Below are 20,734 nucleotides of genomic sequence, written 5' to 3' on the forward strand. Positions count from 1 at the left end.
AAAAAAACCTCGCAAATTGCGAGGTTTTTTATAGTAATTATTTCCCATCTATTCTGGATCATTCATTTTAAAAGAATCCATAAAGGCAGTCGTGTAATCTCCTGCTATATAACGAGGATCATCCATTAACTGTCTGTGGAAAGGAATAGTAGTTTTGATTCCTTCAATTACGAATTCATCCAAAGCTCTACGCATTTTGCTAATCGCTTCTTCACGAGTTTGCGCAGTAGTAATCAACTTGGCAATCATCGAATCGTAATTTGGCGGAATAGTATATCCAGAATACACGTGAGTATCTAAACGAACTCCGTGTCCGCCTGGCATATGTAAGGTAGTAATTTTTCCTGGAGAAGGACGGAAATCATTGTAAGGATCTTCCGCATTGATACGACATTCGATAGCATGTAAATTTGGGAAATAATTCTTTCCAGAAATTGGCACACCTGCCGCTACTAATATTTGCTCACGAATCAAGTCATAATCTACTACTTGTTCAGTGATTGGGTGTTCTACTTGGATACGAGTATTCATTTCCATAAAGTAGAAATTACGATGTTTGTCTACTAAAAATTCAACAGTTCCAGCGCCTTCGTATTTAATGTATTCTGCAGCTTTTACAGCAGCTTCACCCATTTTGGCACGCAACTCATCTGTCATAAACGGAGATGGCGTCTCTTCTGTTAATTTTTGGTGACGACGTTGTACAGAACAATCTCTTTCAGAAAGGTGACATGCTTTACCGTAAGCATCTCCCACTACTTGAATTTCGATATGACGTGGCTCTTCGATTAATTTCTCTAAGTACATTCCGTCATTACCAAAAGCGGCTGCCGATTCTTGACGAGCACCTTCCCAAGCTTTCAATAAATCTTCTTCTTTCCAAACGGCGCGCATCCCTTTTCCACCACCACCAGCAGTTGCTTTCAACATCACTGGATATCCAAATTCTTTGGCTAATGCTGCTGCTTGTTCGTATGATTCAAGAATTCCAACAGAACCTGGCACACAAGGTACTCCTGCCTCAATCATAGTAGCTTTTGCAGAAGCTTTATCTCCCATTCGATCAATCATTTCAGGAGCTGCACCAATAAATTTAATACCGTGTTCTTGGCAAATTTTTGAAAACTTAGCGTTTTCAGAAAGGAATCCATATCCTGGGTGAATGGCATCGGCATTAGTAATTTCTGCTGCTGCAATAATATTTGACATTTTAAGGTACGACAAATTACTTGGTGCAGGGCCGATACAAACGGCTTCGTCAGCAAATTTTACGTGTAAACTTTCAGCATCTGCAGTAGAGTAAACCGCTACTGTTTTGATTCCCATTTCTCTACACGTTCTAATAACCCTAAGAGCAATCTCTCCTCTATTTGCAATTAATATTTTTTTAAACATCTTGTTTTTTTTAAAATTACAAATTCCAATCTTCAAATTCCAACGTATTGGATTTTGTGATTTGTCTATTGGAATTTTTAAAAATTATGATGGATCTACTAAAAATAAAGGTTGGTCAAACTCTACAGGAGACATATCGTCTACTAAGATTTTCACGATTTTTCCTGAAACTTCTGATTCAATTTCATTGAAAAGTTTCATGGCTTCAATTACGCAAAGAACATCACCTTTAGCAATTGTGCTTCCAACTTCAGCAAAAACTGGTTTATCTGGAGCAGGTTTTCTATAGAAAGTACCAATAATTGGAGATTTGATGGTGATAAATTTTGAATTATCCTCTTTTGGCGCTGCTTCTGGTGTTGCAACAACTGGAGCAATTTGTGGTATAACTGCTGGTTGAATTGCCGCTTGAGTTGGTAATTGCTGAACATAAGTAGTTTCTGTTACATTACCTTCTAAAGTTGTTCTAATAGTGATTTTCACATCATCCATCTCTAACTTAACCTCAGCAACTCCAGAATTTGCTACAAATTTGATTAGGTTTTGAATTTCTTTTAAATCCATAATTGTTTTGTTTTTAGTTTTAATTTATTTTGTGTCGTAGGCCCATTTTAAATAAATAGATCCCCAAGTAAATCCTCCTCCGAAAGCAGCAAATATAATATTATCTCCTTTTTTTAGTTTCTTTTCAAAATCATGAAGCACTAAAGGTAAAGTCGCCGATGTTGTGTTACCATAACGCTCGATATTAACTAACACTTTTTCTTCTTCAAGGTTCATTCTGTTGGCTGTTGCATCGATAATTCTTCTGTTAGCTTGGTGAGGTACTAACCAATCAACATTTTCATTAGTTAAATTATTTCTTTGCAAAATCAATTCACTTGCATCCGCCATATTGGTTACAGCATATTTAAAAACAGTTTTACCATCTTGAATGATGTTGTGCATATTGTTGGCAACCGTTTCAGCGGAAGTTCTAAGAATAGATCCTCCTGCATCAATTTTCAAAAAGTCACGACCTACGCCATCGCTTCTTAAATATTCATCTTTCAAACCATAGCCTTCATAATTAGGTTCGAATAAAACGGCTCCAGCACCATCACCAAAAATAATACAAGTGGCTCTATCCGTATAATCAATAATAGAAGACATTTTATCAGCCCCTATTAATAGTACTTTTTTATATCTTCCTGATTGTATGTAGGCTGCAGCTGTAGACATTCCGTATAAAAAACTAGAACAAGCAGCTTGTAAATCATAAGCAAACGCATTGGTTGCTCCAATTTCTGTTGCCACATAAACACCTGTTGAAGCTACAGGCATATCAGGTGTAGCGGTTGCCATAATTACCATATCAATTTCAAGTGGATCGATATTGGCTTTTGCTATTAAATCTTGAGCGGCTTTTATGGCCAAAAATGAAGTTCCTCTTCCTTCTTCCTTTAATATTCTTCTTTCTTTAATTCCTGTACGAGTAGTGATCCATTCATCATTGGTATCCACCATGGTTTCCAATACTTTATTAGAAAGCACAAAGTCAGGAACATACCCACCTACTGCGGTAATTGCTGCGGTAATTGCATTCATTGTGTATGACTATTACTATCAAATATTGCTACTTGATTTTTTAATTTAAAAGACCCGAAAATTACAAAATTTATTCTAAAAGTACTGTTTTAGCTTTTCTTATTTTAGAAAATTATAAACAATAAAAAAAACTCCCACAAAGTGAGAGTTCTACTATTTTTTGCTAAAACGTATTAAGCAACAGCTACAGATTTATCTATAACAACTTGCCCTCTGTAGTACATTTTACCTTCATGCCAGTAAGCTCTGTGGTATAAATGTGCTTCTCCTGTAATAGGACAAGTAGCGATTTGAGCTACAGTTGCTTTGTAATGTGTTCTTCTCTTATCTCTTCTTGTTTTCGAGACTTTTCTTTTAGGATGTGCCATTTTACTATATTATTTATCCGTTAATAGTTGCTTTAATTTGTCCCATCTAGGGTCAATATTATCTTGATTCTCTTGTTGTGTATTCTCTTTATTCTTCTCTTTTACTTCTTTTTTTGCAGTCATTATTTTAAGCTTTTCTAAAGCTTCTGATTGCAAAGTACCATCTTTTACCCCAGGATGCACTCTTTTTAAGGGAATTGACAACACTATCATTTCATAAATGTACTGAGCAATATCTACCTCAAATTCTCCAAATGGCAAAATCAATAACTCATCGTTGTCATTATTAAACATTTCTCCGAAACGAACAATTAATTTAATTTTACCTTTTATTGGCAAATCAAATTCTTCCCCTGTTAAATCACAAGGTACTTGAACGGTTCCTTTGTGTTTAAAATCTAATTCTAATAAATTCGCTTTTTTTTCTAAAACTACATTTACTTTGATGTTTGATTTTTCAAACTCACTAAAGTCAAAGATCTCAAAGAACGAATTATTGATTTGGTATTCAAATTGATGTTTCCCTAGCTTCAATCCCACGAATGGAATTATGAATTCTTTTCTCTTGTTCATTTCATCAACAATTTTCCCTATTCTGAATTGTCTGAATCGGGGTGCAAAGATATAAAATTATTATAAATCTAATAATGTTATTCACCTTTTTTTGTTTATAACTGTTTTTCTTTTGATTTTAGTGGATTTGAACTCACCTCTTCATGTTGCATTCTTGATTTATAGATATCTATAGCCAGATAAACGGCTTCTTTAAAAGAAGTAAAATCCGCTTGGTTTTTTCCCGCAATATCAAAGGCTGTACCATGATCGGGCGAAGTTCTTATCTTATTTAACCCTGCGGTATAATTTACTCCTCGACCAAAAGACAAAGTCTTAAATGGAATCAATCCTTGATCATGATACGTAGCAATAATGGCATCGTATTTCTCATAATGATTGCTTCCAAAAAAACTATCTGCAGGAAAAGGACCAAAAACAAGAGTACCCTTGTCGAATATTTTTTTCAACGTTGGCTTAAGCACAGCATCATCCTCTGAGCCAATCACTCCTCCATCACCACAATGTGGGTTCAACCCGAGCACAGCAATCTTAGGCTTATTGATACTAAAGTCCCTAATTAAAGTTTGCCTTACCGTTTCTATTTTCTTTTTAATTAATTCCTCTGTCAAATGCCCCGCTACTTCATTCAATGGCACATGATCCGTAAGTAAACCTACACGCAAATTATCGCTCACCATCAGCATTAAGGCATCGCCTTCTAACTCTTGCGCTAAATAATCGGTATGCCCTGGAAATTTAAAGCCATCCGATTGAATATTGTATTTATTGATTGGAGCTGTAACTAAAACATCTACAATTCCTTCTTTTAAAGCTTTGGTCGCAGCCACAAATGACTTGATAGCATATTCACCCACTTTATCATCGTTGGTTCCTAAATTCAAATCAACACCTTCTCGCCATAAATTATAGACATTAATTTTGCCTAAAACTATTTGATCTAGTTTATCAATACCATGAATACTCGAAGTAGATTCAATGCTTTTCTTCAAAAAGGAAACAATTTTTACATTAGCAAAAATTACTGGAGTACAAAATTCCAACATTCGAGCATCCTCAAAAGTTTTTAAGACTACTTCGCTTCCAATACCGTTTAAATCTCCTATCGAAATTCCAACTATTATATTTTCTGCTGTTTTATTCATGAGCTCCCGTTTTTTATTGCTAATTTTGAACTGCAAATTTAGTAAAATAAAATAAGAATGTTTACAGGAATCATAGAAACCCTTGGCATTGTAACAGAAATAAAAAAAGAGCAAAACAACTTGCACCTTAGCCTATCTTCTGACATTACACCCGAGCTAAAAATAGACCAAAGTGTGGCGCATAATGGCATTTGTCTTACAGTAGTCGCTATAAACGGAACCCAATACACTGTTACTGCCATCTCCGAAACCATTAATAAAACCAATATTGATAGCTGGAGCATCAATGATAAAATCAACCTGGAAAGAGCCATGAAATTAGGCGATCGTTTAGATGGTCATATTGTACAAGGACACGTGGATCAAACTGCCACTTGTGTTGAAGCGTATGAAACCAATGGAAGTTGGCACTACACTTTTGAATACGATCCCAACCGAAGTAACATTACCATCGAGAAAGGATCGATAACTGTTAACGGCGTGAGCCTTACTGTTGTTAATTCAGAAAAAAACAAGTTTAGTGTCGCCATCATTCCTTACACCTACGAACACACGAATTTTCATAATTTTAAGGTGGGTACAATTGTAAATCTAGAATTTGATGTAATCGGAAAATATGTAGCTCGCTTGCATGCGTTAAACTAAAATCCAATTAGGATTTAAAAACCGACCTACAAAAAAAAGCAAAAACTCCAAGTTATCTTGGAGTTTTTGCTTTTAATTTATAATAAATAAAATAAAAGCCATAAAGAATAGAGAGGAAAACCACTATACCAATATAGTCATCAATTGGTAATTTTGGCGGTGGTGGCGGTTTTCTAGGACTTGGCGGTGTTGGAGCTGCATATAATGACATATTACTAATCAAAAGCAACAAAAACCCAGTTATTCTTTTTAAATTGTCTTTCATAAATATGCGCATATTAGCAAACTAATTCCTTATTTGCTTGGCAAAATAAGTAATATTTTTATTGATAAAAAAATAAAAATACTATTTTTATCAGAAAACCCTTCCTGAAATTTTCAAGAAGGGTTTACTTACTTGTGGTCCCACCTGGGCTCGAACCAGGGACCACCTGATTATGAGTCAGGTGCTCTAACCAGCTGAGCTATAGGACCGGTTAAGAGTTTGCAATATTACTATATTTTTTGGTTTAGACCAAATATTTTGGTCGTGGATTTTGAATTTTATCACCATTTACAAAATCAAAAAACGGAATCTACTGATAATGAAGTCCTCAAAAAAATTAAAAAATCATTTAATTTCTTGACATAATTCTATTAAAACTCCATTTGTAGTTTTAGGATGCAAAAATGCAACCCATTTATTGTCGGCACCTTTCTTTGGTGTTGGATTTAAAACCACAAATCCTTCGCTTTCCAATCTTGCTATTTCCGCAACAATATCAGTTACATCAAAGGCAATATGATGAATTCCTTCTCCTTTTTTTTCAATGAATTTAGCAATGGGACTTTCAGGATGAGTGGCTTCTAATAATTCTATTTTATTAGGCCCATTTTGAAAAAAAGCCGTTTTCACTCCTTCAGAAACCACTTCTTCTTCTTTGTAAGCGGGCGCTCCGAATAACTTTTCGAAAAGTACATTAGACGTTTGTAAATCTTTGACCGCTATTCCTATATGTTCTATTTTATTCATTTGTCTCACTTTTAAAAACGCAAATATACCAACTATTGATTGACATACGTCCTGAAATATCCGCATTCTCCTATGACCTCTTGATAGTATTTAGTATCCGAATAACTCGTTTTCAATTTTACGAAGCCATCAAATGCAATAAAATTTACTTTTTCCTCTGGAATCTCCCAAACATTTGCAATCGCACTATACTTCTTGTTGTAGTATTCGTTTCGCTCACATTTTGCAATCATGTATAAGCATTTCGCTTTCTGCTCTTTGTTATTGGCTGCCTCAAATGCTTTTTGATAATACATTTTGGCTAGGCTACAATCCGTAATCATGTTTTTTATTGGCGCTCTAAAACTATAAGGACTAGAACCATAGCCCGAAATTTTGGATTCATAAAAAATACGGGCATTACCAAAATGAGTGATATTATAAAAGGCATTGCCTAATAACAAACTATTGGTATATACCTCTTCCTTAGCCGCAATCTTATCTTGCATTGTTTTGATAGTGGTCAGAAAATCCAATTGCGAATACTTCTTTTTTTGATACGCTGCATGATCACAATCGTGACAATCTTTAATGCTTCCATTAAAAGGATTGCCATAAAAAACCGTATTTTGAAGCGAATCAGATTGCTTCATGAACTCGATAGCTGCAGGAATATCATTTTTGAAAGTAGCTTTGACCGCTTGAAAATTATTTATATCAGCTAACTTTACATCATACACACTTTGCGCTACTTGTTCTAAGTCTGTTTTGTTTGTTTTGGTTAAAAAATCTTTCATGGCTTGCAAATCGGCAGTGACGTCATAAAAATTATTTCCATACCCCCAGTAATCATTGGCGTCATCAAACAATTCAGCCATCACTCTGTTCCCACTAGCTCTGTATAGCGCTGCTAAATATTTTTTACTCCAATTGGCAGCATTTTGGTATCTGAATTCCGGAATTCCTTTTTCTTTGGGGAGTTCGTGGTATAACCAATTCAAATCTTTGATAATTATCTTTTCATTTTGAGCGCTTAACTTTTCAATTTTGCTCAAATTATTTACAAAACGAAGCAAACGCAGCTGGTAATTGGCTAGTTTTTTCGCAGGCATTTTTTGTTCAACTTTAGCATAAACAACCTCAGCTTTCGCGAAATCTTCTCTTAAAGTATATAAATACCCCAAAGCCATATCCCACAAATACGGTTGAGCTGTGGTTCCAGCCTCAGCTATTTTGGTTACTAACCCTAAAACTTTGGCGTCAATCTTCTTTTTATTGTCGGATTTGTTTTCGGTAACGGTTTGTTTTTTTATAGCATTACTTTGCTCTGTTTTAGAGAAAGAATGATTCATATTTTGCTCAGTCTTGTTAATCAAACGCGTCAAGAGATAATCCAAATGCGTAGATTTTGGATCTAATTCAAAGATTTTTTCTATAGCACGCACCTCGTCTTTGTAATATCCTTGAATCGCCCAAAGTGCTGCTTTTTCTTTATTATCTTTGGCCATAGCCAGAGAAGCGTTCCAATCTTTTTCGTCTTGTGGATGAAAATTATATGCCGAAACAACTCGCATTTCGGGGCATTTGTCAAAAACTACTGCATAGAGATAATTTGACTTAGCGTACTCTTTTTCTTTATAATAAAATCCTGCCAAATAAGATAAAGCACGATAATACAACACATTTTTTGGAACAGTTGCTTCTGTTTTTTGAAAAAAATCAAAAGCTTCTTTGCGATAATCACTATAAAAATAAGCCTTCAAGGTTTGAAACCAATACCTATTTTTTAAAAAGGTGTCTTTGGTGTTTTTGTAATTGTTTTCGATTGCTTTTACTGTTTGAGCCCCTTTAAACTTTTTTACTGGAACGGGATCATAACTCCAATAATCCGTGTTTACAGAAACTGTTTCAATTTGTTTTGCTAGGTACAAAAAATCGATAAAGTTTTTAATTTTTGGGTCACTTAACTTCAATTTGGATTCCCATTTCACGACATTTTTAGTGCTTTTTTTGGTTTTATAAAAAGCATAAATATCTTGAACCGCAACAGCGCTACTGTCCAACAAAAAGTAACGAACAGCAGCCGAATCCGCTTTCCCTTTTAGATACGTTTCCCAATCATTTTGAATTGATTCGTTGAACCTCGTGTTATAATTTACCTCAAAACCAATGGAATAAAAAACATCCCCAGACAAGAACAAGGGTTCGTAGGAGGTGTCTACAAAGGTTTCGGGAGTGAAATTAGAATCAAATGAAAAATTATTATAATCACCATCAGAACAGGCGTAGATTATACCATACACCATAAGTAAAACGGCGCTAAAAAACAGCAATAACTTGCTCAAAAATTGATTTTTCATAGTTATTAAAATTGAATTGATCTAAATCGTAAAATAAAATTTCGCTAGGAGATTCTTTGGTGTTTTCTTGCAAATCCGAAGCCATTTCTAACAAATCTGAAGAAGAAATCGCTTCTAATTTCAAAATGTCATTTTCTTGATAAAAAACTCCATTTTTGTAATTTGATTGTATGACTCTAAAATATTTTTCGCTTTCACGTTTAAAATTTTTATCCTTTACTAAATCAGCAACGCTCAGTTTAGCACGAACACCTATTACTTTTTGGTTTTGAATATGAATAAACCAAGAATAAATAGGCAATGCAAAATTGAGTGGTAGCGGATATTTCTTTAAACTTTCCAAATACTTTTCGGCAATGTTTCGGTCATAAATAGAATTGAGTGAATCAGGAGCAATTTTTCCCATGTTGTAATACATCAAAACCCCCGAATCTACATTAGGGATTTTGGTTTTTTTGAAATATTTTACTTGATGCAATCGGATGGTTGCTGAAATTCTTTTTTGGGATGCCCTTTTAAAAACCTCAACAAACTCCAAGTAGCGTTCTTTGGTTCTCAATGTCCAATCGCAATCTAGCTGAATCTCTTGACAAGCTATCCCATTAGCAGTATTAATTCTTGTGATTAAATCGGCTGTTTTATGCGCTACCTCTTTTACAACAATTGTTGAATCTAAAAAAATCTGATTCTTGATGTACACCACAGGAACTACTGTGAATTGCTTAATAGGCGTTTTAAAATGAATCGGACTTGTGGGATAAACTTGATGAGCAGCAACATCTAGAGTAAGATCAAAATAACGCACATAGAGTTTTTGGACGTTGTTTTGAGCCAATACTGCTTGTTCTTTTGGGTTTAATTCAAAAATGGTTTTCCAATAATAAAAGGATATAGCCGGTTTTTTGCTAGGTTGGCAAGCCAAAAGCAAAAGTAATAAAAGCGTAAAACCCAATTTATTTTTCAAAAGTAATATTCCTTAAAAGTATTTAGCAAATATATTAATAACCAGCACGTAAAACACGAAAAGGCTAATTTTTACTATAAATGATATGCCAATAAATCGCTAAATAATTTCGATTACAGTAAATATAATTGTTATTTTGTACTTTCTAATGTTAAACTAATATGTCACCATCCAACTACCGCTTTCTTTTGTTCCTTTTTCTTTTCGTTTGCATTGGCTGTGCCAAAAAAGGAAATATCACAGGTGGTTTGAAAGATACCATTGCCCCAACACTTAAGATTAGTTTCCCAGAAAATTATAGTACCAATTTTAAAGGGAATCAAATCAAACTCACTTTTGATGAATACATCAAACTGAAAGGGCTGGAAAAACAACTCATCGTTTCGCCTCCAATGAAAAATGAGCCGTTAATTATCCCATCAACTGTAACGAAATACCTCACGATTCAAATCAAAGACACTTTACAACCCAATACGACATATAGTTTTAATTTTGGACAAAGTATTACCGACAACAACGAAGGCAATCCTTTGAACCAATTCAAGTATGTTTTCTCTACAGGACCCTATATCGATTCGCTAGCCCTTGGCGGAAGAGTGAAAGATGCTCTTGAGAAAGAAGTAGAATCGTTTGTTTCTGTGATGTTGTATGAAGTGAATGAAAAATTCAAAGATTCAGTAGTGTACACTAGTCCACCAAGATACATTACCAATACATTGGATAGTTTAAAGACGTTTCGTTTAGAAAATCTAAAGGCGGGAAAATACCTTTTGGTAGCTATGAAAGACCGCAATAACAACAATAAATTCAATCCCAAAACAGACAAAATTGGATTTCACAAACAGTTCGTAACCATCCCAAACGATACGGTGTATGAAATTGAATTATTCAAAGAAGTGCTTCCGTTTAAAACGTACAAACCCTACCAAGCCTCAGGCAATCGATTGGTAGTGGGATATGATGGCAAACAAGATTTTTCGAAATCAAAACCTAAAATTACCTTGAAAAACAATACCCAAATCCTTGAAAGTATTGTTACACAATTTCCCAAAAAAGACTCCCTTCAAGTATGGTATAAGCCAATAAAAGCAGATTCCCTTTTGATGAATATCAAGAAAGAAGCTTACGCAAATGATTTTAGTGTAAAAATCAAAAATCAGAAAAAGGACACCCTCAGCATCAGTGCTGTTCAGTCTGGGATTTTGAATATGAGAGATCAGTTCACTTTGGAATCCTCCACACCATTGGTTAAAATTGATCCAACTAAAATAAAATTAACCGATGCCGCTGCCAAAGTCGTAGCATTCACCCACCAATATGATGATTTTCATCAAAAATTGGTTTTTGATTTCAAAAAAGCACCTACTGAAAAATATGAATTTAAATTGCTTCCTGGTGCTTTGACTGACTTTTTTGAAAAATCGAATGACACCTTAACCTATAAACTCAACACCCGAAGCGAAGCAGATTATGGAAACTTAACGGTTGTTTTAAGCAATGCCAAACGATTCCCGATCATTGTAGAGTTGACGGACAGCAAAGGAGAGGTTTTGGCTACTGCATTTACACTAAAAGAGAATAGAGTAGTTTTTACTTCACTTGAGCCTGCCAAATATACCCTAAGAGCTATCTATGACGATAATAATAATCAAAAATACGATTCGGGTAATTTCTTAGAAAAAAGACAGTCCGAAGAAGTCATCTATTTCTCTAAAGAAGTAGATGTTCGAGCCAACTGGGAAGTAGAACAATCCTTTGATTTGAGCATCCCTTACAGTCCCGAACCTAAAAAGAAAGACGAAAAAAACAAGAAAAAATAGCACATGGAAAATAATAATATTGAAGGTTCTTCATGGGCGAAAAGAAATTGGAAATGGCTACTTCCAGCCACAATTACAATCCTATTTTTGACTTTTTATGCTATTATTCCAGTCTTGAGCAACGAAGCCCCTCAAATCATCAAAGCCTATTCTGATACTAAAGTTTTTGAAAAAGCAATTGAAATAGCCAATGCCAATTCGGAAGTTAAAACCACAATAGGTACCATTGAAGCCATCGATAAATTAGCCATTTTGGAAGGCAATATTGTTTATGCTAATAACGATACTTCTATTGCATCGACCATTAGAGTCAAAGGAAATCATAATCAGGGAAAAATGGATTTTACAGCCAACAAAAAAGGAAGTGAATGGATTTTTCAAAAGATAACGGTACGGTGCAAAAATGCAGAAAAAGTAATTCATGTGATTGAATAAAGCGAATTCTTACTCACTTTACTTGATCTCAAAAGCATCTTTATCATTCAAGAAACCTAGTTTTTGTCTCGTTTCCACTAATGTATTTTTATCTAAAGAAGCTATAAAAACACCTTCAGATTCTTGTGGCTCTACAATGTCGCGACCCAAATAATCTTGCACTTGCGAATGCCCGTTATAAACATGATGATTAGCGTCTACTCCTATCCTATTCACTCCAATTGTATAACACATATTTTCAATCGCCCGAGCTTTGAGTAAAGCGTCCCAAGCGTTAATTCGTGTATTGGGCCAGTTCGCTATATAAAGTAAGACATCGTAATCCTCTACATTACGGGCAAAAACAGGAAAACGCAAATCATAACAAATCAGTGGACAAATTTTCCAACCCAAATAATCTATGATTATTTTTTCTTTGCCCGCAGTATACTTTTTATCTTCTCCTGCCAAGGTAAATAAGTGTCTCTTGTCATAAAACTGTACTTCTCCCGAAGGAAAAACAAACACCAATCGGTTATAGAAATTTCCTTTCTCCGTAATAACCAAACTCCCAGTGATGGCTGCATTTTTTAGTTTAGCCAACTCTTGCAACCATACCATCGTTTCGCCTTGCATCGGTTCCGCAACCCAATCAGGATGCATCGTAAAACCTGAAGTAAACATTTCTGGCAGTACAATTAGATCAACTGGTTCATCAATGGTATTGATTTTTTCTTCGAAATGAATTCGATTCGCTGCTGGATTTTCCCAGGTTAAGGGAGATTGTAGGATGGCTGTTTTCATGAATATTTAGGACTACTTTTTCGAAATTTTTACAGGTTTTTTTCAAACAAACAAGGTAAGCTATTTTATGATATGACGAACAAAATCGCGATCGCTTTACCATTGAATTCCAAATTTTATATAAAATAAAATAGCACATATTGAATTAAAACAGCCTTAGAATATTGATGACGCAAAAAAATTGCGAAATAATAAAATGTATTATTTACATTTTAAAAATAAATTGATCAATAAAAACCATGAAAAATTATATAATATGAAAATTTAGTTATTATTTCTATTAATTGTTGGAGGAATATCACTCACAACAAGTACAACCAACGCTGCAATAACAAAACTCAATTTGCAACAAAAAAGCAAAAAAATTGATATTACTGGTCAAGTCTTCGATCAAGATAGCGGCCTGCCAATCGCTGGTGCTATTGTAGAAGCAATAAGCAATAGCAAAATAACGACAATCTCTAATTTTGACGGAGAATTCAAACTTAGTTTACCAGAGAACGAAACACATATTGTTATTAGTTTTATGGGATATGCAAAAGCAGAAGTTGCAGTAGATGGCGCAAACGAATTACAAATTTCATTAAAGCATGCCGAAAATGTTTTAGATCAAGTAATCGTTACTGCGTTAGGCGTGAAAAACACTAATAAGTCAGTCGCTTATTGAGCGAATTGGTTTGTATTTTGTTGAATCGGGCAATCAAATAAGGCAATCACAAGTGATCTACGACCGAAGCAATTCATTCTTTGCAACCATTGCATCGGGACAAATTAATTGGAAGAAAGCTTTAGATGGCGCCACTCATTTTCACTGGTCTGGTATAATAATTGAAACCGATAAAACGTAAAACAGCATCAAAAAAATTTGATGCTGTTTTAATAAATTTAAATCTATCTAATAATCCGTGTCATTAATTTGAGCTAGTCTTATTAAAGTACAATTACTTTCTCAGTAGCTACTTTACCGTTTTCTTCTACCTTTAGTATATAAACTCCTTTAGGAAGTTTTGACACATTTAATTCTGTACTATCTGTTTTCAAAGTTAAAACTTGTTTTCCAGAACTATCAAAAAACGAAATGTTTTTTAAACTATTTGCCGTTGTAGTTATAAATACTTTACCTCCAATTATTGGATTTGGATAAATTCTAAAACCCTGAATTGAATTAGAAGGCACATCTAAATTACAAGCAGCATCTGTCACATTCACATTACGAATTACTACCGTTTCATTGTTTAAAGCATCTTTTACTGTGTAATTTAAGGTATATTGACCTATAACATTTACATCAACAGTTCCTGTAACAATAACTGATGAAGTTAAATCAACATTTAAATTATCCTTAGCTGTAAATCCTTTTTCAATATAAGTACAACCTTTTCCAACAATAACGTTATCATCTCCCAGTAATACAATACTAGGTTTTGCTCTTTGAATAGCAATTGTCCATTTTTCAATTGTCCCTTTTTGTGATACAATATTATATTCTATAGGGGCTAAATAATTCAACGATGTAACTCCGCTGTTTTGAATATACGTTCCTATACGAGTTTGAGCTGCTTCAGAAACCTGAAAAACAGGAACTAAAGCATTTAAAGTTGCATTATTATTTACCAAAACTTCAACCGTTTTTTTGACACTATCAATATTAGCAGTCCCAACTTGATTTGCTACGGAATATTTCACAAACTTTGCTTCTGCGTTTTTAGCATCCACATTAACCATATAAGTCGTTTTAGAAAGTTTATTTTCTGAAACTACGGTAACCAAAACACTATTTGAATAATCGAGTTCAGATGTTAATGAAGCTAACTGTTCTACATTATCTATGAACAATTGTGCTCCAGGAGAAATTTCAAAATTAGCTTTCAATTTAGAAACATCAATCCCAAAAGGAATATCTATTGATGCGTTAGCTCCTGAGATAACAGTTGAAATTTCCTGAGATAATCCTAAATTATTTTCTGTTTTAAATGTATAACTTAATAGTTTACTCTGATCATTTAATCCCGTAATTACTTTTATAGTATAACTTTCTGTAATTCCCTCGTTAAATCCAACTCCTTCTATTGTAAAAGTTACAGGATTTGTAAAATCATTAGTTGTCACACCACTTACCTGAGTTACTCCGTTTATTTTAGCTATAGAATTCATAGAAGCATTAAATACTGTAATAGCCTTAGTAACATCTATACCGTTCTTTAACAATACAGTATATGTTTTGGTAGCTAAATCATAAGACACTGAAAGCTGGTCTTTTAATTCTAAACTTTGTAAAAGAGTTGGAGTGTTCCAGAATTTCCCTTCACCTAATCCATCAGTATTTGCATTTATAACAGTAGCAGTATTATCTCTTGCCGTAGTATCATAAACAAATTGTTTATCACCTTCAGCAAAAGAATAATATGCTAACAATCCCGCTTCATTACCAATATATTTAGTCATTGAATTAGCTGAAATCTCTGCTTGAGTTTTAACTCCAGACCATATACGTACTTCATCAATATTCCCATCTAATCCGCGTGTCAAGGAATTATTTCCACCTATATATGCTGGCAGGGTAGCATTTGTTGTAGCAGCTGCAGCCGTTCCTGTAGCGGTAAAAGGTACAGCAACCCCGTCAATGTACATAGTGTAAACATTGGTTGCACTTACTGAAAAGGCAACATGATGCCATTTATTTAGTTGTACTGAATTTAATCCAGTATTAATCACATAAGTTCCTGATGCTGTTGTAATTGATAATACTAAGCTGTTTTCTTTATACGTTGAATTATTATTTGTATGAACAAATAGATTAACTCTTGATTTATCAAAAATTCTACCAAAAATTGTTGGTTTTTTTCTATTAACCCAAGCCTCAAATGTATAGTTATTTGTTAAATCTAAACCAGGATTATTATCAGCTATCAAATAATCATCAATACCGTCAAAAGTTCCCACCACATTCTTATTTGCATTTGCAACATGAGATAAAGTAATGGATTTAGAGTCATTACTAACATCAGTGTCGTTAACTAATTTTGTGTAAACTTGAATGGTATAGTCTCCAACCGCGCCTAAATCAGCTTTAGTAGTAAATGTAATTGTAGCTGTAGCACCTGGGTTAATTGCTGCTACTTGATTTTGAACTACTTCAGGACCGCCATTAATTCTGTAAGCAACAGGGAAATTAGAAACTGCTGTATTAGAAAAATTTCGTATCTGCGCTGACACTATAACTGGTTTCATACCGAGTTTTACTGGCGCTGATATTCTTTCAATACTTACATTTGCATCTGTAAAAGGAAGAACATTAATTGTGTATTCCTCTACTTCAAAATCTTCTCTCGAACTCGTTAAACCATCAAAAGTTGGACCTAAATTCACATTAAAATATTCATTTGGTGAACGAAACATGTGAACTACTCGCATTAACTTTTCACCAGCTGTAGTTGTACTTGGAACTGTCACTCCAGCTGCCAATGTTGTATAATGTCTAAAATTGTGCACACTGGTAGTTGATAAAATCGCAGGAGCTGTTGCTGTATTTAAAGTATTAACCCAAAATGATCCTGCATAAAACTCATCCGTTAGATTTCCATCTCCATTCAAATCAATTACTATCATAGTAAAAACTCCAGGAGTGGTTGATATATCTCTAGTAATTGGTCTTTCTGGTTTTATGATTGTAATTTCTGGTTGATAAGTAAACCCAGCATAAACAGGAATTTTTATATTTTTAAAATCCGAATATGCTGTTGTTCCTGAGTTATTTATAACATCATTCCATTTTAATCTCGAAATAGCAAAACCATTTGTATTAATATTGGAAGGTAAATTATTTTTATTATAGACAACTTTAACTAATGTATTATTTGCTGCATTACTATCGGCTATGTCAATACCTGCTCTTATTGAGTATGATGCATCCGTTATAGACAAATCAGATGTATTTATGAAAGTATAACTTATTGTTGATAAAGATTCAATCGAAGGTATAACTTCAGCAACTTTAACCTGACCATCGATTTGGTAAAAAACAGGAACATTAGTTGCAACTGTTGGAGATAAATTGTTAACACGTATTGTAATTGCATTTGAATTTGTTTTTTTTCCAAGAACCTCTGGACTTACAATTGCTGCAATTTCATAGTCAACTTCCACAGGTTTTTGCACACATGAAATAGTAGCAACCCAACCTTTATCAACTACCTCTGTATCAGAAGTAAATCTAAATGTTAATTGACCGCCAGTAGCTGTTGAAGTTAGGCTAGGTGGTAATGATGATCCATCAAATCTCCCAATTAATGGAGATGTCGTTAATGGTCCATTATAAACATATAGAAAATCATATCCTGATTCAACATTAAATTCAGTAAAATCAACTTTAATACTGCTTCCTGCCGTCCCAGGGGTAAAAGTAATCGTTTGATTTAATAAATTATTGGCATAATCTGAATACTTAGTTCCACTGTCTGTAAAAGTTGCTCCACATGTAGTAACCGAACTAATTTTTCCCATAACAATATCTGTGCCTGTATTAAAAACACTTCTAGTTATTGAGTTATTAGTTGGTACAGAATCATCCGAAGGTTTAATCGCGCACACTACTTTGTATAAACCTTCTATTGAAAAATCAGCTTTTTGTGTAAAGTTATAAGTAACTTCAGACAAGGGTTCAATAGGTCCAGGAATTAACTCTAAAACCTCAGTTCCATCATTGATTTTATAAGAAATTGGAACATTACTAATTGCTATTGGAGAAAAATTAAAGATTTTAGCTGACACTGATTCATTTGCAGAAAATCCAGTGTTAGGAGTCAATGCTGTTAAAGCAAGATCATTTGTTACAGCCTCATAAATTTCTACATTATCAACAAAAATAGTATTGTAAATTGGTGTAGAAGTTGCATCGTTATCCATAACTCCTTCAAACGTAATATTGAATTTTGTTCCAGCTAATGAAGCTAAATTATATGTTAGAGTTTTAGATGTTGAAGTTGTTATACCTGCGTAAACAGAGGTACCTTCACTACTTGTTACAGGAACACCATTAATTAAAACTCTAAAAAAGTTTTTATTGGCGGCAACACTATTTTGTTGAATTAAGTCAAACTTTAATCTAATTGCTTTCCCAGATAAATTAGTAGCATCAAATTCGCAGAAAGATAATTTTTTAATATAGTTGGGATTATTTGTAAAAGCGTTCGTGTTGTTGCTAGTTACCCAAAGTGGTGAACCTGCTGTAGCAGATCCTGACATTTTCACAGCATCCAATGAAGCTAGACTAATTGATTCATATCCTATAGTTCCTGTTGAACTTGCTTTAGATAAAGTATAATTAGTTGGCTTTCTTTCATTAAAATTTTCTTTAAAGGGCAAATTAATAGCTGTTAGTACAGATCTATCAATTGGATCAACATTGATAGCTCTAGCTCTTTCGGAGGCTAATCCAGTAACTTTATCTATTGAACGGACAGTAAACCAATTTTCATTTCCGACAGTTAAATTTGTAAACGTATAAGTAGGATCAGTTACAGTAGCAACTACATCAAAAGCATATCCATTTAATTTTAAAACCTCATAATTCACACCATCTATAGCATCCCAATCCATCTTATAGGATGATTCTCCGCAAGTTGGAGAAACAATTCTTAAGTTTTCGGGCTCTTTCATTATTGAAAAAGTTTCTTTAGACTGCACAACTCTACTACCAGCATAAAGACGAATTTTTGCATTAGGAACAACACCTTCAGGTACTTTCCATGCAAAATTCCTTGCTGCAGATGGAACATTACTGGCTATGGAAGTATAACTATTTCCACCATCATTTGAATACTCAATGTTGAAAGTTTTCTCTTCACCTTCATAATCCCAACGTATGTACTCTGTAGAGCCAGGGTTAAACTTTTCTCCACCAATAGGATAAGTTAAAACTAACTCTGGATTCACATAGTCATATACCACTGAAAACTCTTGAGTGTTTAATGGTACTTTACTTCCTGTTATGATAATTTTATAAACTCCAGCAGCAGGTTTATCCAAGGTAATTTGTTCAATATTATTTAAATTATCAACCCCTCGTTTTGCATTTACATTTGGCTGAGTAGCATCTAAAACCCAAGGAAGTGTGGTAACACCATCTTTAACAATTTTAATATCTAAATTATTGACTAATATATCTGTAACACCTGGAGTTGCTCCAATGTCCGAATAAGCAAGCATTACTTTTAATTGAGTCAAACCCGTAGGTAACAAAATTTCTTTTTCAAAAATTTCTCCATTAGCAACAGTAGAGGTGAAAAATTTTTTCTCATCTAAGGCCTTAATTGCACGCAAAGCGTTTAAATTTCCAAAACCATATTTATAATCAGGTCCTGGATTACCAACATCTTTTGCAGTATTAGAAACCAATGCTTTCATTAATGATGCTAAAGGCTTAGTTGAATAAATATTTTTATATCTCTCATACAGCAATACTAAAGTTCCAGAAACTCCCGGCGTAGCCATTGAGGTACCACTCATTACTTGGTATGAGTTATTGTAATCTAGTGAATATACACCGGAACCAACAGCAGCTATTTGTGGTACTAAACGCCCATCAAGTGTAGGTCCAAAACTACTGTAGTTACTAATCAAATCATTTGGATCATTAGCAGCTACATGTAATGCATTTTTTGATGCCTTAGTTGATGTATTAAACCCACCAGAATACGCTGCTTGAGCATTTCCATTTGAATATACATTTAATAAAAAAGGATATTTTACAGTTACATCATCATCTCCTCTATCACTAACACTATATCGAGTTGTGTTATACCCCGAAGAGAGTAAAGTACCGTAAGAATTAGAGGTTAGGTCTATATCATCTTTCGCAGCAGCAAAATCTCGTTCTGCATAAACTGGTAAACCATTTGATTGAATATTAAAATTCCAACCATACATTTGAACATTTGGAGCCATTCCTTTACCTCTTGGATCAAGTATTCCAGCTCCTCCAATTGTTCCAGAAACATGCTGACCATGTGATGAAGCTGACTCATATTCTCTAGTAATAACTCTATTAGTATGATCAATATGCTTTTCCAAATTACCATCCCAAATACCAATTCTCACACCTTTTCCAGTTAAATCATATCCTATTCCTGGAATAGCAGAGTTTAATACATTCACTTTGTGAGAAGTTATCCCTGGCAGATTATCACTTTCAACTGGAGGAGCTATTAATTCAATATTTTGAACCCAATTTAAATTGGCTATTTCTTTTATTTTATCAAAAGAAACTTGTAAATACAATTGATTAAATGTCTCAAAATTTTTAAAATCTTTTAGGCCTAAATAGGTCAAGTTTTCTGAAATGGTTTTGACATCCATACCTTTAAAATAACTTACCACTACTTTTATTAAAGTGCCATTTTTTGCATAATCGGGGATATCGTTTTTGACTATTGTTGGATCAATTTTGAAAGCAGCATCAATGTCAATTAAAGTTCTAATGTTTTTAGAAACATAAGTTGATTTATAAAATTTAGAATCCAAAGATACATAAGTAATGGTTAAAATTTAATGTCGTATTTAGTTCCAAAATTAGTCAGGACAAAATTTAATTTTTCTTTGAGGTTTTCGAATGATTTATAAGCATCAAAATCTAACCATTGATATTTTATTCTTCGCCATAGAATTTCA

16 protein-coding genes and 1 tRNA gene are annotated in these 20,734 nt (G+C 33.8%); 4 read left to right on the top strand and 13 right to left on the bottom strand.

Annotated features, from left to right (window positions below):
- Positions 1-48: 48 nt before the first annotated feature.
- The 6 genes from accC to pdxA form a co-directional block, all read right to left on the bottom strand.
- Complete coding sequence (gene accC / locus O9307_RS06825; protein WP_159689783.1) at positions 49-1,395, bottom strand: acetyl-CoA carboxylase biotin carboxylase subunit; 1,347 nt, start codon at positions 1,393-1,395, stop codon at positions 49-51.
- An 84-nt stretch (positions 1,396-1,479) separates the two neighbouring features.
- Positions 1,480-1,959 (bottom strand): acetyl-CoA carboxylase biotin carboxyl carrier protein, encoded by a 480-nt coding sequence (gene accB, locus O9307_RS06830; protein ID WP_064715720.1) that lies wholly within the window; start codon positions 1,957-1,959, stop codon positions 1,480-1,482.
- Between the two features lie 24 nt (positions 1,960-1,983).
- Positions 1,984-2,982 (bottom strand): beta-ketoacyl-ACP synthase III, encoded by a 999-nt coding sequence (locus O9307_RS06835; RefSeq protein ID WP_298296801.1) that lies wholly within the window; start codon positions 2,980-2,982, stop codon positions 1,984-1,986.
- Between the two features lie 173 nt (positions 2,983-3,155).
- Entirely contained in the window at positions 3,156-3,350 is a 195-nt protein-coding gene (gene rpmF, locus O9307_RS06840; RefSeq protein WP_159689777.1) for a 50S ribosomal protein L32, read from the bottom strand.
- Positions 3,351-3,359: 9 nt separating this feature from the next.
- Complete coding sequence (locus O9307_RS06845) at positions 3,360-3,923, bottom strand: DUF177 domain-containing protein (protein WP_298296805.1); 564 nt, start codon at positions 3,921-3,923, stop codon at positions 3,360-3,362.
- Between the two features lie 95 nt (positions 3,924-4,018).
- Positions 4,019-5,068 carry a 4-hydroxythreonine-4-phosphate dehydrogenase PdxA gene (gene pdxA, locus O9307_RS06850; RefSeq protein ID WP_298296809.1) on the bottom strand — a complete coding sequence of 350 codons (1,050 nt, stop codon included), beginning with the start codon at positions 5,066-5,068 and terminating at the stop codon, positions 4,019-4,021.
- 57 nt (positions 5,069-5,125) lie between these two features.
- On the opposite strand from pdxA, the gene O9307_RS06855 reads away from it, so the two are divergent.
- Positions 5,126-5,713 carry a riboflavin synthase gene (locus O9307_RS06855; RefSeq protein ID WP_298296812.1) on the top strand — a complete coding sequence of 196 codons (588 nt, stop codon included), beginning with the start codon at positions 5,126-5,128 and terminating at the stop codon, positions 5,711-5,713.
- Positions 5,714-5,765: 52 nt separating this feature from the next.
- Here O9307_RS06855 and O9307_RS06860 read toward each other — a convergent pair whose 3' ends face one another.
- The 5 genes from O9307_RS06860 to O9307_RS06880 all read right to left on the bottom strand — a co-directional run bounded on the left by O9307_RS06860 (position 5,766) and on the right by O9307_RS06880 (position 10,028).
- Positions 5,766-5,978: a hypothetical protein gene (locus tag O9307_RS06860; protein WP_298296815.1), complete on the bottom strand. Its 213-nt coding sequence runs from the start codon at positions 5,976-5,978 to the stop codon at positions 5,766-5,768.
- Positions 5,979-6,113: 135 nt separating this feature from the next.
- A tRNA-Ile gene (locus O9307_RS06865) sits at positions 6,114-6,187 on the bottom strand.
- A 136-nt stretch (positions 6,188-6,323) separates the two neighbouring features.
- Entirely contained in the window at positions 6,324-6,725 is a 402-nt protein-coding gene (gene mce, locus O9307_RS06870) for a methylmalonyl-CoA epimerase (RefSeq protein ID WP_298296818.1), read from the bottom strand.
- A 32-nt stretch (positions 6,726-6,757) separates the two neighbouring features.
- Entirely contained in the window at positions 6,758-9,064 is a 2,307-nt protein-coding gene (locus O9307_RS06875; RefSeq protein ID WP_298296821.1) for a hypothetical protein, read from the bottom strand.
- Positions 9,024-10,028 (bottom strand): hypothetical protein, encoded by a 1,005-nt coding sequence (locus O9307_RS06880; RefSeq protein ID WP_298296824.1) that lies wholly within the window; start codon positions 10,026-10,028, stop codon positions 9,024-9,026. Before O9307_RS06880 ends, O9307_RS06875 begins: the two co-directional genes overlap by 41 nt.
- A 161-nt stretch (positions 10,029-10,189) precedes the next feature.
- Between O9307_RS06880 and O9307_RS06885 the strand changes: the two genes are divergently transcribed.
- Together O9307_RS06885 and O9307_RS06890 are read left to right on the top strand one after the other, a co-directional pair.
- On the top strand, positions 10,190-11,848 hold the full coding sequence (locus O9307_RS06885) for an Ig-like domain-containing protein (RefSeq protein WP_298296827.1): 1,659 nt from the start codon (positions 10,190-10,192) through the stop codon (positions 11,846-11,848).
- Positions 11,849-11,851: 3 nt separating this feature from the next.
- Positions 11,852-12,283, top strand: a complete 432-nt coding sequence (locus O9307_RS06890) for a cytochrome c oxidase assembly factor Coa1 family protein (protein ID WP_298296830.1) — start codon at positions 11,852-11,854, stop codon at positions 12,281-12,283.
- A gap of 18 nt (positions 12,284-12,301) precedes the next feature.
- On the opposite strand, the gene O9307_RS06895 is transcribed toward O9307_RS06890, so the two are convergent.
- Entirely contained in the window at positions 12,302-13,066 is a 765-nt protein-coding gene (locus O9307_RS06895) for an amidohydrolase (RefSeq protein WP_298296833.1), read from the bottom strand.
- A 343-nt stretch (positions 13,067-13,409) separates the two neighbouring features.
- Here O9307_RS06895 and O9307_RS06900 point away from each other — a divergent pair, with 343 nt between their 5' ends.
- On the top strand, positions 13,410-13,733 hold the full coding sequence (locus O9307_RS06900; protein ID WP_298296836.1) for a carboxypeptidase-like regulatory domain-containing protein: 324 nt from the start codon (positions 13,410-13,412) through the stop codon (positions 13,731-13,733).
- Positions 13,734-13,996: 263 nt separating this feature from the next.
- Here the strand turns inward: O9307_RS06900 and O9307_RS06905 are convergent, their stop codons facing one another.
- Positions 13,997-20,587 (bottom strand): S8 family serine peptidase, encoded by a 6,591-nt coding sequence (locus O9307_RS06905; protein ID WP_298296839.1) that lies wholly within the window; start codon positions 20,585-20,587, stop codon positions 13,997-13,999.
- Between the last annotated feature and the right edge of the window lie 147 nt (positions 20,588-20,734).

The organism is Flavobacterium sp., assembly GCF_027531905.1.
GTDB lineage: Bacteria > Bacteroidota > Bacteroidia > Flavobacteriales > Flavobacteriaceae > Flavobacterium.